This window comes from Frondihabitans australicus, from assembly GCF_003634555.1.
Classification (GTDB): domain Bacteria; phylum Actinomycetota; class Actinomycetes; order Actinomycetales; family Microbacteriaceae; genus Frondihabitans; species Frondihabitans australicus.
The window spans coordinates 2,370,509-2,386,464 of record NZ_RBKS01000001.1 but is presented as its reverse complement, the minus strand read 5'-3'; the positions used below and the strand labels follow the sequence as shown (position 1 = coordinate 2,386,464).

At 69.6% G+C, this 15,956-nt stretch carries 13 protein-coding genes and 1 tRNA gene; 8 read left to right on the top strand and 6 right to left on the bottom strand.

Annotated elements, in window-relative coordinates:
• Positions 1–7: 7 nt before the first annotated feature.
• Together C8E83_RS11160 and C8E83_RS11155 are read right to left on the bottom strand one after the other, a co-directional pair.
• A complete protein-coding gene (locus tag C8E83_RS11160; RefSeq protein WP_121369960.1) occupies positions 8–364 on the bottom strand; it encodes an FmdB family zinc ribbon protein in 357 nt (118 codons plus the stop codon).
• 43 nt (positions 365–407) lie between these two features.
• The gene (locus tag C8E83_RS11155; RefSeq protein WP_121369959.1) at positions 408–989 is read right to left on the bottom strand and encodes a 5-formyltetrahydrofolate cyclo-ligase; all 582 of its coding nucleotides are present in this window, start codon (positions 987–989) and stop codon (positions 408–410) included.
• Positions 990–1,040: 51 nt separating this feature from the next.
• Here C8E83_RS11155 and galU point away from each other — a divergent pair, with 51 nt between their 5' ends.
• The 5 genes from galU (at position 1,041) to C8E83_RS11130 (ending at position 4,678) form a co-directional block, all read left to right on the top strand.
• Positions 1,041–1,934: a UTP--glucose-1-phosphate uridylyltransferase GalU gene (gene galU / locus C8E83_RS11150; RefSeq protein WP_121369958.1), complete on the top strand. Its 894-nt coding sequence runs from the start codon at positions 1,041–1,043 to the stop codon at positions 1,932–1,934.
• Between the two features lie 144 nt (positions 1,935–2,078).
• Complete coding sequence (locus C8E83_RS11145) at positions 2,079–2,717, top strand: GNAT family N-acetyltransferase (protein ID WP_121369957.1); 639 nt, start codon at positions 2,079–2,081, stop codon at positions 2,715–2,717.
• 124 nt (positions 2,718–2,841) lie between these two features.
• Positions 2,842–3,978: a hypothetical protein gene (locus C8E83_RS11140; RefSeq protein ID WP_121369956.1), complete on the top strand. Its 1,137-nt coding sequence runs from the start codon at positions 2,842–2,844 to the stop codon at positions 3,976–3,978.
• A gap of 37 nt (positions 3,979–4,015) precedes the next feature.
• Positions 4,016–4,088: transfer RNA gene (locus tag C8E83_RS11135), tRNA-Ala, on the top strand.
• A gap of 305 nt (positions 4,089–4,393) precedes the next feature.
• Complete coding sequence (locus C8E83_RS11130) at positions 4,394–4,678, top strand: hypothetical protein (RefSeq protein ID WP_121369955.1); 285 nt, start codon at positions 4,394–4,396, stop codon at positions 4,676–4,678.
• Positions 4,679–5,146: 468 nt separating this feature from the next.
• Here C8E83_RS11130 and C8E83_RS11125 read toward each other — a convergent pair whose 3' ends face one another.
• Positions 5,147–7,108, bottom strand: coding sequence for an ABC transporter ATP-binding protein (locus C8E83_RS11125; RefSeq protein ID WP_121369954.1), 1,962 nt, complete (start codon positions 7,106–7,108; stop codon positions 5,147–5,149).
• A complete protein-coding gene (locus C8E83_RS11120) occupies positions 7,105–8,838 on the bottom strand; it encodes an ABC transporter ATP-binding protein (protein ID WP_121369953.1) in 1,734 nt (577 codons plus the stop codon). The genes C8E83_RS11125 and C8E83_RS11120 overlap by 4 nt, the downstream gene beginning before the upstream one ends.
• Before the next feature lie 97 nt (positions 8,839–8,935).
• Here C8E83_RS11120 and C8E83_RS11115 point away from each other — a divergent pair, with 97 nt between their 5' ends.
• From C8E83_RS11115 to C8E83_RS11105, 3 genes are all read left to right on the top strand, one after another.
• The gene (locus C8E83_RS11115; RefSeq protein WP_121369952.1) at positions 8,936–10,477 is read left to right on the top strand and encodes a DUF7059 domain-containing protein; all 1,542 of its coding nucleotides are present in this window, start codon (positions 8,936–8,938) and stop codon (positions 10,475–10,477) included.
• A 100-nt stretch (positions 10,478–10,577) separates the two neighbouring features.
• Positions 10,578–11,249: a hypothetical protein gene (locus C8E83_RS11110; RefSeq protein ID WP_121369951.1), complete on the top strand. Its 672-nt coding sequence runs from the start codon at positions 10,578–10,580 to the stop codon at positions 11,247–11,249.
• Between the two features lie 538 nt (positions 11,250–11,787).
• Positions 11,788–14,358: a DEAD/DEAH box helicase gene (locus C8E83_RS11105; protein ID WP_121369950.1), complete on the top strand. Its 2,571-nt coding sequence runs from the start codon at positions 11,788–11,790 to the stop codon at positions 14,356–14,358.
• 95 nt (positions 14,359–14,453) lie between these two features.
• On the opposite strand, the gene C8E83_RS11100 is transcribed toward C8E83_RS11105, so the two are convergent.
• Together C8E83_RS11100 and C8E83_RS11095 are read right to left on the bottom strand one after the other, a co-directional pair.
• Positions 14,454–14,981 carry a ribonuclease H family protein gene (locus C8E83_RS11100; protein ID WP_121369949.1) on the bottom strand — a complete coding sequence of 176 codons (528 nt, stop codon included), beginning with the start codon at positions 14,979–14,981 and terminating at the stop codon, positions 14,454–14,456.
• 53 nt (positions 14,982–15,034) lie between these two features.
• Positions 15,035–15,955, bottom strand: a complete 921-nt coding sequence (locus C8E83_RS11095) for a patatin-like phospholipase family protein (RefSeq protein WP_121369948.1) — start codon at positions 15,953–15,955, stop codon at positions 15,035–15,037.
• Between the last annotated feature and the right edge of the window lies 1 nt (position 15,956).

Below are 15,956 nucleotides of genomic sequence, written 5' to 3'. Positions count from 1 at the left end.
GAGGGTGTCAGGAGGACGACGAGCCCGACGAACCCGACGAACCCGACGACGACGACGAGGATGAGCCCGTCGACGCCGGCTTGGACGACGATGCGCTCGACGAGGAGGAGTCGGACTTCGCGGGCGAGGAGCTCGAGCCCGAGGAGCCGTCGGATCCTGCGCCCTTGCCCGACCCTGACGTGCCGGACGCACGCGAGTCGGTGCGGTAGAAGCCGGAGCCGTTGAAGGTCACGCCCACGGCCGAGAAGATCTTGCGGAGCTTGCCGCCGCACGCCGGGCACTCGGTGAGCGAGGCGTCGGAGAAGGACTGCTGGATGTCGAACGCGTTGCCGCACTCGGTGCAGCGGTAGCTATAGGTGGGCACGGGGTTCCTGTGGCTGGGTCGTCGGTGGACGAAGGAGGGAAGCTCAGAAGCGGTGGACGGCCGACGGGGTGACCACGCCGTCGACCGGCTGGTCGTGCCGCTCGGAGGGCACCGCGTCGACGAACTCGCTGTCGAACACCACAGCATAAACCGGCGGCCGCTTCGCCATCGAACCGAGGGTCTTGTCGAAGTACCCCTTGCCCCAGCCCATGCGCATGCCCGACCGGTCGATCTGCGCCGCCGGGACGATGATGAGGTCGACGTCGTTGATGGCCATGGGGCTCAGGATCTCGCCCACCGGCTCGGGGATCCCGTACAGACCCTCGACCTCCGTCTCGAAATCCGTCGAGAGCGACCAGTCCAGCAGACCGTCGGCACGGGTGATGGGGAACAGCACGCGGATGCCCTGGTCGTGGGCCCAGTTGAGGAACGGTCGCGTGTTGGGCTCCTTCTCGGCGGAGAGGTACGCCGAGATCGAGCGCACCCCCAGTTCGAGGGCCAGTGTCGTCAGATGTGCTGTCAGCGCTTCGGTGGACTCGGCGAGTTCGCGATCGCCCATGTTCCGCCGTCTGGAGCGGAGTTCACGGCGGAGGGCGCGCTTCGCGTCGCCGACGGCGTCAGTCATGGGGGCAATCTTAACCGCCGCGTAACGCACGGAATAGATACGCTGACCGGCATGGGTTTCACCATCACTAAAGCAGTCATTCCCGCCGCAGGCCTGGGCACACGCTTCCTGCCCGCAACCAAGGCCATCCCGAAGGAGATGCTCGCGGTCGTCGACAAGCCGGCCATCCAGTACGTCGTCGAGGAGGCCGTCTCGGCGGGCCTCACCGACGTCCTCATGATCACGGGGCGCAACAAGAACGCCCTCGAGAACCACTTCGACCACGTCTCCGAGCTCGAAGAGACCCTCCGCAAGAAGGGCGACCACGAGAAGCTCGCGAAGGTCAACCTCTCCACCGACCTCGCCGACATGCACTACGTGCGCCAGGGCGACCCGCTCGGTCTCGGGCACGCGGTGCTCCGGGCCAAGATGCACGTGGGTCGTGAGCCGTTCGCCGTGCTCCTGGGCGACGACATCATCGACGCCCGCGACCCGCTGCTCTCACGCATGCTGGAGGTGCAGGCCAAGAAGAACGCCACCGTGGTCGCCCTGCTCGAGGTGCCGGAGTCGATGACGCACCTCTACGGCGTCGCGACTGTCCAGCCCACCGACGAAGACGACGTCGTGAAGATCACGGACCTCGTCGAGAAGCCCCCGGCGGGCGAGGCCCCGTCGAACCTGGCGATCATCGGCCGTTACGTGATCCGCCCCGAGGTCTTCGACGTCCTCGAGAAGCAGGAGCCGGGGAAGGGCGGCGAGATCCAGCTCACCGACGCCCTGATGAAGATGGCGAACGCCGAGGAGTGGACCGGCGGCGTGTACGGCGTCGTGTTCCGTGGACGCCGGTACGACACTGGTGACAAACTCGACTACATCAAGGCCATCGTGCAGCTGGCGAGCGACCGGGAAGACCTGGGCGCCGACCTGCGCGCCTGGCTGAAGGAGTTCACCTCCGACCTCGATTAGGCCGGAGTGCTCACCGCCCCTCCTTCCGTGGAGGGGCGGCACCGTCCCTCTCGCCGGGCCGGGCGTCATCGCCCTCCGCGCGGGAGGGGCGACACCGTCTCTCGCACCTGAGGGCCGGAACCCGACCGAAGCAGAGACGACGACGTGACCACCATTCCCACGCTGGTGCAGGGGAGAACCACCATCCGGCCGCTTCGGCTCCGCGACACCCGCGATCTCGACCGAGCGCTCGCCGAGAACCGCACCTGGCTCCGGCAGTGGGAAGCCACGAATCCGCACGGGTTCACCTCCATCGACGTGCGCTCGAGCATCCGGTCGCTGCAGACGAACGCGCGCGCCGGCCTCGGCCTGCCGTTCGCGATGGAGCTCGACGGCTCGTTCGTCGGGCAGCTCAACGTCTCGGGCATCACCTACGGCTCGCTCGCCTCGGCGACCATCGGCTACTGGGTGACGCAGGCCGCGGCCGGCCACGGCGTCACTCCCACGGCCGTCGCGCTCGCGACCGACTACTGCTTCCAGCGGCTCGGCCTGCACCGCATGGAGATCTGCATCCGGCCCGAGAACGGGCCCTCCCTACGGGTCGTCGAGAAGCTGGGCTTCCGCTACGAGGGCCTGCGTCGGCGGTACATCCACATCTACGGCGACTGGCGTGACCACTTCTGCTTCGCGCTCGTCGCCGAGGAGGTGCGCGAGGGCGTCCTCCGTCGCTGGCTGGACGGTCGCGTGCCGGCCGGGCAGGGGAGCGTGCCGCCCGACGCGCTGATCGAGGCGTCGCACCCGTAGAGCATTCGGTCGAGCCCGGGCGTCGCACCCGTAGACGAGGTTTTCTGCGGGTTTGGTCGCGATCTGGCGAACACACCAGCCGATGAACCAGGATCGGGCGAGACCCGCTCCTACCCTTGCCTCCATGGGAATCAGCTCGTGGGGTGGAGGCATCGTCCTCGGGCTGGTCGCCGTGCTCTGGCTGGTCTACCTCATCCCCTCGTGGGCGAAACGGCAGCAGTACCTCGCCACCGAGCGCAACGCCGTGCGCCTGCAGCAGACGCTGCGGATCCTCGCCCAGACCGCTGAACTGCCCGAGGAGATCCGCGTGGAAGCCAACGCCAAGTCCGTGGCGAGCGCCCAGAAGATCCTCCGCACCGAAGAGGCCAAGCGCGAGGCGATCCGCCGTGCGCAGGAGGCCGCTCGCCAGCGTGCCATCACCCGCGAGCTCGCCGCCGCCGCGCCGGCTCTCGCGGTCGCCGCGAGCGCGCCCGCGCTGGCCGCCCGCCGCCTTCGCCGCACCCGACTCGTCGCGACCCTCGTCCTCGCCGTCTCGATCGCTCTGGTCGTCGTGGGCGCGCTGCACTTCGCGTCGTCGTGGCTCATGGTCGTCGCCGCCGCGGTCGCCGGTGTCGGCTCGATCGCCGTCCTCGGACAACTGGCCGCCGTCTCCCGCGCACGAGCCCGTCGCGCCGCCGACACGGGCTCGGCCGCCCGGCCGTCCGTCGCCGCAGCACCCGTCGCGCAGGCCTTCCAGGACTTCGCCCCCTCGTCGACATCCTCCGAGGTGCAGGATCCAGGCGTCTCCTCGGCCGACACCGACTCGTCGCGCGAATGGACCCCCGTCCCCATGCCGCGCCCCCTGTACCTTCGCCGAGGCTCGGCGCGCGACTTCGCCCGCTCGTCGGCTGTCGCGCCCACGTCGTCCGGCGACGCGGACGCACTCCGCGCCGCCGCCGAGCGCTCGGCCGAGGCCCTGCGCCAGGCGCAGGAGCGCGCTCGCCTCGAGGCGCAGCGGCAGGCCCTGCGCGAGGTCGCACGTGCCGAGGCGGCCCTCGATGCTCAGCGCGAGGCGGCCGTCGTCGAGGCGCGCGGTGTCTCTCGCGACGAAAAGGCCGTGGTCGGGCGGGTGTCGCATCCTGCGCCCGCTGCGTCGGCGCCTGCCCCGGTGGTGACGTCGCCATCGCCCACGTCGCCCTTCGCGCGCATGGGCTACCTCGACGAGGGCGAGACGCAGGAGCTGCGGCTCGACGAGATCCTGCAGCGTCGCCGCGCGGTCTGACCCGCGCCTCGGCCGTGCTAGGGTTGTACGGCAGTTTGGGGCTATGGCGCAGTTGGTAGCGCGTCTCGTTCGCAATGAGAAGGTCAGGGGTTCGAATCCCCTTAGCTCCACTCGAAATTGGCTCCACCCCTACGGGTGGGGCCATTTCTCGTAGTGCTGGTTTGGCTCGCTCCGCTCGCGGGCGGCAGGGCCGCACGGCGATTGTTTGACGCCGGCCGCAGCTGCCGCTCGCGTCGCGCCTGCGGCGCTCACGACTTCGCTTCGCTCGTCGGGGCCGCGCGTTGACTGTTCGACGCCGGCCGCAGCTGCCGCTCGCGTCGCGCCTGCGGCGCTCACGACTTCGCTTCGCTCGTCGGGGCGAACGGTGAAGAATGGGTCGACCGCGTGGGTCGGGGTGAGGCTGTAGGGTCGGAGGGTGCCGCCCGAAGACGTCGTCCGCATCGAACTCGTGCTCGAGAAGCCGAGCATCGGCTGGTATCCGAAACCGACCGTCGTGATCGACGGGCGCGGGCAGCCGGCGCAGTGGGGCCGCGGCACGTGGCAGGTCCGGTCGGGCACCACGATCGGCGTCTACCTCTTCAATCGCCTGTGGCGTTTCGGCGGCGCCTCCCTCGAACTCGTGGACCCGCTACCCACGACCCTGACTTATCGCGCTCCGCTCTTTCCGGCCGGAAACGGTCGGCTGAAGTCTGGAATATGAGTCCGCGACTCGATAGTCTGATTGCGGGAAGCGGAGCGGTCGGAGAAGCTTCCTGGGAATGATCGAGGCCCGAATCTGCAGCAACAGATCCGGGCCTCGCATTACCTTCCGATGTGGAGCTAGGGATGAACAAGATCCCCGGTAACATCACCGGAATTCTAATACCGACTGCTTCGCGATCGCAACCGGCATCCAGTCGGACATTCGTGGGCAGGAGGTGTTCATCCCTGGCTCCTCTCGGTGTGGCCGACCTGACACCAGGAGGTGGACGCCCATGTCTGATGAAGACACGAGGCGCCGGCCCAGGCGATCGGTCTCGAAGATGCAGGCGGCGATTCTCGTCGTCGGTCTCGCGAGGCTGCTGGTCGCCCTGATCAAGGGCTAGCGGGAGTGCCGTCGTCGCCGTACCGGCGGCGGTGCCCCACCGGCCCCCGACCGAGCACGAGCCGGAAGACGGCGGGCGACCCGCTACTCGTCGTCGACGAGCGCCCCCGCGAACTGAGCGTTGTAGAGCGAGTAGTACGCGCCCCCGGCGGCGAGGAGCTCAGCGTGCGACCCCTGCTCGACGATGCTGCCGGACTCCATGACGAGGATCAGGTCTGCGTCTCGGATGGTCGACAGCCGGTGCGCGATGACGAAGCTGGTGCGTCCCTGACGGAGTGCGCTCATGGCCTGTTGAACGAGAAGCTCCGTCCGGGTGTCGACCGACGAGGTCGCCTCGTCGAGGATCAGGACGCTCGGCCGGCTCAGGAACGCTCTGGCGATGGTGAGCAGCTGCTTCTCGCCGGCGCTGATGTTCGAGCCCTCGTCGTCCAGCACGGTGTCGTAGCCGTCGGGCAGCGACCGCACGAACCGATCGACATAGGTGGCCTCGGCCGCGGCGACGATCTCGCTCTCGCTGGCCTCCGGGCGGCCGTACGCGATGTTGTCGCGAATGGTGCCCGAGAACAGCCAGGTGTCTTGCAGCACCATTCCCATGCGACGCCGCAGGTCGTCGCGCGCCATGCTCGCGACGTCGACTTCGTCGAGCGTGATCCGCCCGGCATCGACCTCGTAGAAGCGCATCATCAGATTGACGAGCGTCGTCTTGCCGGCACCCGTCGGGCCGACGATGGCGACGGTCTGCCCGGGCTCCGCGACCAGCGACAGGTCGTCGATGAGCGGCTTGTCGGGGACGTACCGGAACGACACGTCCTCGAAGGCGAGTCGCCCCCGTGTCTCCGGCGCGGTCGCAGGATCCGCTGGATCCGCCGACTGCTCCTGGGCATCGAGCACCTCGAAGACCCGCTCAGCGGAGGCGACGCCCGATTGCAGCACGTTCGCCATGGAGCCGAGCTGCGTGAGGGGCTGGGTGAACGACCGCGAGTACTGGATGAACGCCTGCACGTCGCCGATCTGCATCGCCCCGGCGGCGACCCGGAGGGCGCCGACGACGGCGATGGCGACGAACACGAGGTTCCCGACGAACATCATCGCGGGCATGATGATGCCGGACACGAACTGGGCGCCGAAGCTCGCCCGATACAACTCGTCGTTCTTCTCGCGGAAGCGCTCCTCGACCTCGCGGTGGCGACCGAAGACCTTGACCAGCGCGTGCCCGCTGAACGCCTCTTCGATCTGGGCGTTGAGCGCACCCGTGTGGGTCCACTGCGCCAGGAACAGCTTCTGCGAGCGTATGGCGATGAGGGTCGTGATGATGATCGTCAGCGGCACGGTGACGAGCGCGATCACCGCGAGCAGCGGCGACACGACGAACATCATGACCAGGACGCCGACGACCGTGAGAAGCGAGGTGAGCAGCTGGCTCATCGTCTGTTGAAGCGTCTGCGACACGTTGTCGATGTCGTTGGTGACGCGACTCAGCGTCTCTCCGCGTGGCGTCCGGTCGAAGTACGACAACGGCATGCGGTGCAGCTTCGCCTCGACGTCGGCGCGCAGCCGGAAGACCGTCCGCTGGACGACCCCGTTGAGCACGTAGGACTGCAGCCAGCTGAAACCCGAGGCGACCACGTAGAGCGCGAGCACGACGAGGAGGACGTGGGCCAGAGCGGTGAAGTCGATGCCGTGCCCCGGCGTGAGGTCCATGCCGCTCAGGAGCGACGCGTACTGGTCCTGCCCCTTGGCACGAAGCCCGGCGATCACCTGCGCCTTCGTGAGGTTCGAGGGCAGGCCTTTGGAGAAGGCGCCCGCGACGATGAGGTTGGTCCCGTTGCCGAGGAGCTTCGGACCGAGCACCGTGAAGACGACGCTGCCGACGGCGAGGATGGCCACGAGGACGAGCTTCGGCATCTCGGGTGCGAGCCGCCGGAGGAGGCGCTTGGCGCTCGGACCGAAAGCCAGCGACTTCTCCGTCGGCATCTGGCCGCCGAACGGCCCGCCGCCTCCGGGCCCGCGTCGCATCTGCGGGCGGCTGGGAGTGGACGTGCTCATGCCGCCTCCTCCGCCGTCAGCTGCGACGAGACGATCTCGGCGTAGGTCTCGTTCGACTCGAGGAGCTCGTCGTGGGTGCCGCGACCGACGATCCTGCCGTTCTCGAGCACGATGATCTGGTCGGCCTCGAGGACGGTCGACACCCTCTGGGCGACGACGACGAAGGTCGCGCCCGCCATGTTCTCGCGGAGCGCCGCTCGGAGCCGAGCATCGGTCGCCAGGTCGAGGGCGGAGAACGAGTCGTCGAAGATCAGGATCTCGGGCCGCTTCACCAGCGCGCGGGCGATGGCCAGGCGTTGTCGCTGACCGCCGGAGACGTTCGTGCCGCCTTGGGCGATCGCCGCATCGAGCCCGCCCTCCATCTTCTCGACGAACGACTTAGCCTGGGCGACCTCGAGGGCCGTCCACAACTCGTCGTCGTCGGCGTCCGGTCTGCCGTAGCGGAGGTTCGTCGCCACGGTCCCCGAGAAGAGGTAGGGCTTCTGCGGCACGAGACCGATCGTCGACCAGAGGACGTCGGGCACGAGGCGCCGCACATCGACTCCGTCGACCTGCACGGTGCCCGCGGTGGCGTCGAAGAGTCGGGGGAGCAGGTTGATCAGCGTGGTCTTGCCGGCCCCGGTGCTTCCGATCACGGCCGTCGTCGTGCCCCGTGTGATGTGGAGGTCGACGTCCGTCAGCACCGGCTGCTCCGCCCCCGGGTACGAGAACTCGACGTCGGTCAACTCGATCGCCCCACGGCCGGAGAGCTCGGAGACGGGGTCGGCCGCGGCCATGACGCTCGGCTCGGTCGCGAGCACCTCTCCGATGCGGTCGGCGCAGACGGCCGCTCGCGGCACCAGGATAGCCATGAACGTGGCCATCATCACCGACATGAGGATCTGCGCGAGGTAGCTGAGGAATGCGGTGAGCGTGCCGACCTGGATGGAGCCGTTCTCGACGCGCATGCCCCCGAACCAGATGACGGCGACGCTCGAGGCGTTGAGGATCAGCATGACCGTCGGGAACATGAGCGCGAACAGCCGGCCGGCTCGCAGCGCGGTCTCGGTGACGTCGGCGTTCGCCCGGCCGAACCGGTCGGTCTCGATGCGCTCGCGGACGAAGGCGCGCACGACCCGGATGCCGGTCAGCTGCTCGCGGAGGACGCGGTTGACGGTGTCGATGCGCGCCTGCATCCGGCGGAACTGGGGCACCATGCGCGTGATGATGAGGCCGACGCAGACCAGGAGCACGGGCACGCTGACCGCGATGATCCAGGAGAGGCCCGGGCTTTGCTGGATCGCGAGGATGATGCCTCCGATGCAGAGGATGGGTGCGGACACCAGGAGCGTGCAGCTCATCAGCACCAGCATCTGCACCTGCTGGACGTCGTTCGTGTTGCGCGTGATCAGCGAGGGCGGCCCGAAGCGCGTCACCTCGCGCTCGGAGAACGCCCCGACGCGGACGAAGACGGCCTCGCGGAGGTCGCGGCCCGTGCGCATGGCCGCGCGTGCGCCGAACCAGACCGCGAGAATCGAGCAGGCGATCTGAGCCAGCGTGATCAGGAGCATGACGCCCCCGATTCGGAGGATGTAGCCGGTGTCGCCCTTCGCGATGCCATCGTCGATGATGTCGGCGTTGAGAGTGGGCAAATACAGCGAGGCGATCGACTGCGCGAGCTGGAAGACCACCACGCCGGCGAGCAGCCGCCGGTGAGGGCGGAGGAAACGCAGGAGCAGTGCGAGGAGCATGCGACGAGACTACGACCGACGGTCGCTCGCCGTGCGGGCACCCGACGTGACTGTGGATAACTCCGATGGGGCCTGCGCGCTGTGATGGGATTGACCCGTGTCCTCCTCCCTCATCGCCGCGCTCCGCTCCGACCTCGACCACTCGCTTTTCACGGTGTCCCACCTCTCCGGCGCCGGAGCCTGGGGTGCCGCGGGCGGCGCGGCCCTGTTCCGCGGCGAGCGGATCGCGGCCCGGCGCGCGCTCGAGTCGCGGTCCCCGGCCGGTGAGCGCGAACGCGCGTCCGACACGCTCGCGCGACTGTTCGTGCTGGGCTACCCGCAGGATCGCGACGACGTCGAGGCCGCACTGCCTCGCCTCGGCCTCGCCGGGGCCTTCGAGCTCGACCTCCTCGACGTCGACGGCGATGTCGTGAGGCCGCTGGTCGACCTTCGCCCCTATTCGTTCGTCGACTCCGCCGGCGAGGCCAACTGGTGGATCGCCTCCGATCTCGGCGAGCTCGCTCTCCAGGGCCCGCTCCGCGAAGACCACGTCCTCGGTATCGGCGGCGCGTCGACGACGCTGAGCGGGCTGATGATCCCGCGCCGCGTCGACCGGGTCCTCGACCTGGGCACGGGGTCGGGCATCCAGGCTCTCCACGCCGCCCGCCACGCTCGCGAGGTCGTCGCCACGGACATCTCCGAGCGAGCACTCGCCTTCGCACGGCTCAACGCCGAGCTGAACCTCATCGACGGCATCGACTTCCGCCTCGGCAGCCTCTTCGAGCCCGTCCGGGGCGAGACCTTCGACCACATCGTGTCCAACCCGCCGTTCGTGATCACGCCTCGCGTCGAGGGTGTGCCCGCCTACGAATACCGCGACGGCGGCATGGTGGGCGACGCGCTCGTGGCGACGGTGGTGGCGGGGTGCGCCGAGCACCTCGCCCCGGGCGGCGTGGCGCAGCTCCTGGGCAACTGGGAGACAGGTCGCGACGGCCGTCGCGGCGCCTACTCGGTCGCCGACTGGGTGAGACGCGGTGCCCGGCCGCTCGACGTCTGGGTGGTCGAGCGAGAGGTGCAAGACGCTCCCACCTACGCGGAGACGTGGATCCGCGACGGAGGCACCCGCCCCGGCAGCCCCGACTTCGAGCGACTGTACGAGGCCTGGCTCGACGACTTCGAGGCCCGTGGAATCACCGAGGTCGGCTTCGGCTACATCACGCTCCGGCGACCGACGAGCGCCGACGCCGCAGCCGTCGAGCGGATCGAGCGCCTCACCGGTGCCCTCGGCGGCTCCGAGGTGGGCCTCGGCCCTCACCTGGCCGACACTCTCGACGCCCTCGACCGCCTTCGCGACCTCGGCGACGATCAGCTGGCAGCCCAGACGCTCCGGGTGGCGGGCGACGTCACCGAGCAGCGCCACTACTGGCCGGGCAACGACGACCCCACCGTCATCGAGCTCCGCCAGGGCGGCGGGTTCGCCCGCACCGTGCCGTCGGGCACAGCTCTGTCGGGCCTCGTCGGAGCGTGCGACGGCGAGCTGAGCGTCGGCGCGATCGTCGGGGCGCTCGCTGAGCTGCTCGAGGTCGACGAGGCAGACCTTCGTGCCGAGCTGCTGCCGCAGGTTCGCGAGTTGGTGACCACGGGCATCCTGCGCTTCTGACTCGCCGCCCACGAGATGTCCGGTCGCTGCGCAGGATCGCCAAAGCCTGCACACCGACAGCCCATCGAAACGGCACAGTCCCGCTCCCTACCGTCGGGGCATGACGCCGCCCGCACCCACCGCTCCCCTCGACCTGCCCCTCGCGACGACCCCGGTCGTCGTCCCTCGAAGCCCGATCCCGGTCGACAGGCCGCTCGACCCGAGGGCCCTCGTCGAACCGCCCTGGGCGCCGCCGATCGAGAGAATCGCGCCCCGGCTCGCCCGGCTGCTCTCGCGTCGTCCGCTCCGCTTCGCCGATGCGACGGCGCGGCTCTCCGCCTACGTCTACGGGAACCTCGTCGTGCTCGCGGCGCTGCTGGCTCTCTCGCCGTCCGACGCCGTCAGCCGGCGCGGTGCGATCGCCGTGCTCGCTGCGGGCGCGTCGACGTTCGTGGCTCACTCGTTCGCCGACCTCCTGGCGCACCGGGTGGGCCACGGGCACCGCTCGGTGGTGCACGCTGCGCTCCACGCCGCACGCACATCGCTTCCCATCGCGACGTCGGCGCTCGCGCCGGTCGCGGCCCTGGCCTGCGGAGACCTGCTCGGCTGGAGCGATCCGGTCAGCGCGGCGATCGCCGAGCTCCTGGTCTGTTCGCGCATCGGCCTGGTCGGCGCGGCGGCCGAGCGCTTCCGAGGCGTGCCGTCGTCCAGGCGGGTGGTCGTCGTCGGAATCATGATCGGGGTAGCGGCCGGCATGGTCGCCGTCGCGAAGACGGTCATCGCGGGCGGGTGATCCTCGGGGTTGCGAGGGTCGCCGAGGGGTGGAGGCGCGAAGGATGTCCGAATCACGAACGCCTTGTCGGCGTGGTGAGTGGCGGGTATATTTCGCGCACTGAGCAACAAACCTGTGCCCCGAAGCGCGCAATTCGTCCCCCGATCGGCACTCCCATCCTGTAAACCGGTTTGTCTATCACCCCGAAATCACCCCCGGGTTCGATTCAAGGGCATATAGATTGATATCGCTCTCGGCTGGTTACCGAGGCAACACGTCCACACAACGTTCACCGGTTGCGCGGCAGTCACCTGATCCGATTCCGCTCGGCCCCTGCACGGGACGTGCGATGCGCCCCAGTCCGAGCCCACGCTCGTCGACGGGGCGCATCCTCCGTTAAGCCGCCGCAACACCCCCGCGAGTGGCAAGAATCTGCTGGTGCCAGCGTCCAGCATCAGCTGATTCTTGCCACTCACGGGGGAAGCGGTACAAGGGGGCGGCCGGCCCGCGCCCCGCCCCGCCAGCAGCGAGCCCAGAACTACGGCAGGCTAGACGCACCATGCCTGACGCCCCTCTCGCCGCCCTCCTCGGCCAGTACTACGGTCCGAACGACACGAAGGGCGACGGCGAGTTCGACGCCGACCAGGTCTACAGCGACTTCGCCGAGTGGTCCGAGTCGCGCGGCCTTGCGCTCTACCCCGCGCAGGATGAAGCGCTGATCGAACTCGTGTCGGGGTCCAGCGTGATCCTGAGCACCCCCACTGGCACGGGCAAGTCGCTCGTCGCCGCGGCCGCTCACTTCGTCGCCCTCGCGACCGGCCGTCGCACCTACTACACGGCGCCGATCAAGGCCCTCGTCAGCGAGAAGTTCTTCGCCCTCGTCGAGCTCTTCGGCCCCGAGAACGTCGGCATGGTCACGGGCGACTCGTCGGTGAACTCCGACGCGCCGATCATCTGCTGCACCGCCGAGATCCTCGCGAACCTCGCCCTGAGACACGGGTCGGCAGCCGAGGTGGGGCAGGTCGTCATGGACGAGTTCCACTTCTACGGCGACCCGGCGCGCGGATGGGCCTGGCAGGTGCCTCTGCTCCTGCTGCCCGACGTCCAGTTCCTGCTCATGAGCGCGACGCTCGGCGACGTGGAAAAGATCAGCGACGACCTCGGGCGCCGCACCGGGCGCCCCGTCGCCCTCGTCACCGGCGTCGAGCGCCCGGTGCCGCTGCACTTCTCGTACGCGACGACTCCCGTCCACGAGACCGTCGAGGACCTGCTCGGCACCGGCGAGGCGCCCATCTACATCGTCCACTTCTCGCAGGCCGCCGCCCTCGAACGCGCCCAGGCCCTCTCGAGCATCAAGATCGCCACGCGCGAGCAGCGCGACGAGATCGCCGAGCTGATCGGCGGCTTCCGCTTCTCCACGAGCTTCGGCAAGACCCTCAACCGGCTGGTGCGGCAGGGGATCGGCGTGCACCACGCCGGCATGCTGCCGAAGTACCGGCGGCTCGTCGAGCAACTCGCGCAGCGCGGGCTCCTGCGCGTCATCTGCGGCACCGACACGCTCGGCGTCGGCATCAACGTGCCGATCCGCACCGTCCTGCTCACCGCGCTCACCAAATTCGACGGCACCAGGATGCGACAGCTCACCGCGAGAGAGTTCCACCAGGTGGCGGGTCGCGCGGGCCGCGCCGGCTACGACACCGCGGGCACGGTGGTGCTCGAGGCGCCCGAGCACGAGATCGAGAACCTCCAGGCCGTCAAGAAGGCCGGTGACGACCCGAAGAAGAAGCGGAAGATCATCCGGAAGAAGGCGCCCGACGGTTTCGTATCGTGGGGCGAGCCGTCGTTCTTCAAGCTCGTCGAAGCGCAGCCCGAGCCGCTCGTCTCGAGCATGCAGATCACCCACGCGATGATCCTCAACGTGATCGCGCGCGGTGGCGACGCGTTCGCCAACGTCCGTGAGCTCGTCTTCGGAAACCACTCGACGCGCGCGCAGCAGTTCTCCCTCGCGCGTCAGGCGATCTCGATCTACCGGGCCCTGCGCGAGAGCGGCGTCGTCGAGCAGGTGCCCGGGGTCGTAACGGCGCGGGAGCCCACGCCCCGCCCGACCATCCAGCTCACCGTCGACCTCCAGCCGAACTTCGCCCTCAATCAGCCGCTCTCTCCCTTCGCCCTGGCATCCTTCGACGTCCTCGACCCGGAGGCCGACACGTACGCGCTCGACGTGGTGAGCGTGGTCGAGTCCACGCTCGACGACCCTCGGCCGATCCTGTCGCAGCAGCAGTTCAAGGCGCGCGGCGAGGCGGTCGCGGCGATGAAGCAGGAGGGCATCGAGTACGACGAGCGCATGGAGCTGCTCGAGGAGGTCACCTGGCCGAAGCCCCTCGACGAGCTCCTCACCGCGCTGTTCGAGACGTACAAGGCGTCGCAGCCGTGGATCGGCGACTTCGAGCTGTCGCCCAAGTCGGTCGTCCGCGACCTCTACGAGCGCGCGATGACGTTCGGCGACTACGTGAACTTCTACGGGCTCGCCCGCTCGGAGGGCCTCGTGCTCCGGTACCTCTCGGACGCGTACCGCGCGCTGCGCCAGACGGTGCCGAACGAGCTCAAGACCGACGACCTCCTCGACATCATCGAGTGGCTCGGCGAGCTGGTGCGGCAGGTCGACTCGTCGCTCGTCGACGAGTGGGAGGAGATGATCAACCCGGCCGAGGTCGCCGCGAACGACGCCATCGTGCCGCCGACGCTGCGGACGCTCACGGGCAATCACCGGGCCTTCCGCGTCCTGGTGCGGAACGAGCTCTTCCGGCGCGTGCAGCTGGCTGCGCTCGACGACGCGGCGGCGCTCGGCGAGCTCGACGCCGCCGCGGGCTTCGACGAGGAGCGCTGGGGCGCCGCGCTCGACGACTACTACGACGAGTACGACTCGATCGGCACCGGGCCGGACGCCCGCTCGGCCGCGCTGCTCGTGATCGACGAGGGCGCTGCATCCTGGTCCGTCCGCCAGATCTTCGACGACCCTTCCGGCGACCACGACTGGGGCATCTCGGGCACGGTCGACCTGGCCGAGTCGAACGAGCAGGGCCTCGCCGTGCTGCGCGTCACCGCCGTCGGCCCCGTCACCGCAGGCTGAGTCGCGAATTCGCGACACATTTCGTCGAGACGGCACTCAACTGCTGTCACAGGTGTGACTCGGCGGCGAATTCTGTCGCGATTTCGCGACCGGGCCTAGAAGAGCGTCGCGGGCGGCTCGGGCGCAGGAGCAGGGGCACTCGACACCGTGGTGACGGGCTTCCCCGGCCACCCCGGCCCCGCGGGCACGTCGCGCCGAGACTGATACGCCTCGGCCGCCGACCGCGCGCGGAGGTCGGCCGCCTCGTTCATCTCGTGACCCACGTGTCCGCGCACCCACTGGAACTTCACGTGGCGGCCCTGCAGCGCCTCGTCGAGCTGCTTGATGATCTCGACGTTCATCACGGGCTTGCCGTCGGCCTTCCGCCAGCCCTTCCGCTTCCAGCCGGCCATCCACGTGGTGCACGCGTTGATCGCGTACTGGCTGTCGCACAGGATCAGCAGGTCGTCGTCTTCGTCGGCGGTGGCGCGCAGCAGCTCGAGCACGGCGGTCAGCTCGCCGACGTTGTTCGTGTTCCGCGGCCAGCCACCGGCCGCCCAGCGGTCGTCGTCGACGTACCAGGCCCAGCCCGCGGGGCCCGGGTTTCCGAGGGCGGATCCGTCGGCGGCAGCGGTGATCGTCATGGCGTCCACGCTACCGTCCCGTCCGGGTGCCCCCGAGCCGCGGGGCCGAGACCCTACCGTCCCGCCCAGGCGTTGCCGAGCCGCTCGGCCAGCGCGCGGCCCTGCTCGAAGCCGGCGCGTGCGGCGGCCGGCCGAAGAGAGAGATTCGTCGACGCCTCGCCGATCAGCGGCTGCGCGTCGTCTCCCGGAACGACGACCTCGACGCGGCTGCCGCCGGCAAGCAGGTCGTCGACCTGGGCGTCGAGCCGGGTGCGCCAGGGGAGGGGGTGCAGGGTGCGGCCGCCGAGCGGCGAGAGGACGAGGACGCTCTCGGATCCTGCTGCCAGATCGGCGTTCTCGTTGCGACGGAAGCCGCCGTCGAGGTAGGGCAGCCCATCGACCCGGTACGGCAGCCCGCTCGAGGTGCTCGCCGCGACGGCGTCGACGAGGCTCACGCCGCCGTCGCGCTCGAACAGGGCAGGCTCGCCGGTGCGGGCGTCGATCGCCGTGATCACCACCCGACGGTCGGGCCACGTCGCGCCCGGCAGACGGGCGGCGGTGGTCTCGTGCCAGCGCGAGGTCCAGGAGCCGGCGGACTCGTCGCCGTCCTCACGTTCGAGCGCTGCTGAACCCATGCGTCGCCGGAAGTCGTCGACGCTCTCGGACGCGTCGATGATCGCCCGGAGGCGAGCGAGATGGTCCGCGACCGCTGATCTGCCCCCGCCCTGGCCGCCAGCGGTCGGGCCTGCCGTGGGACCGCCGCCCGGCCGACCCGCTCGTCGCGCCGAGACGATCGCATCGAAGTGGGTCTTCGGATCGGCCCCCACCAGCTGCGCCGCCGCCGTCGCGCCCGACGAGGTGCCCACCGTGAGATCCGCCGTCGTCACGTCGAAGCCGCCCTCGGCGAGGCCCGCCACGACGCCGATCGTCCAGGCGTTGCCGGTCGCCCCTCCGCCGCCGAAGACGACCGTGAAGCCGGCCGAGGTCGCGGGCATC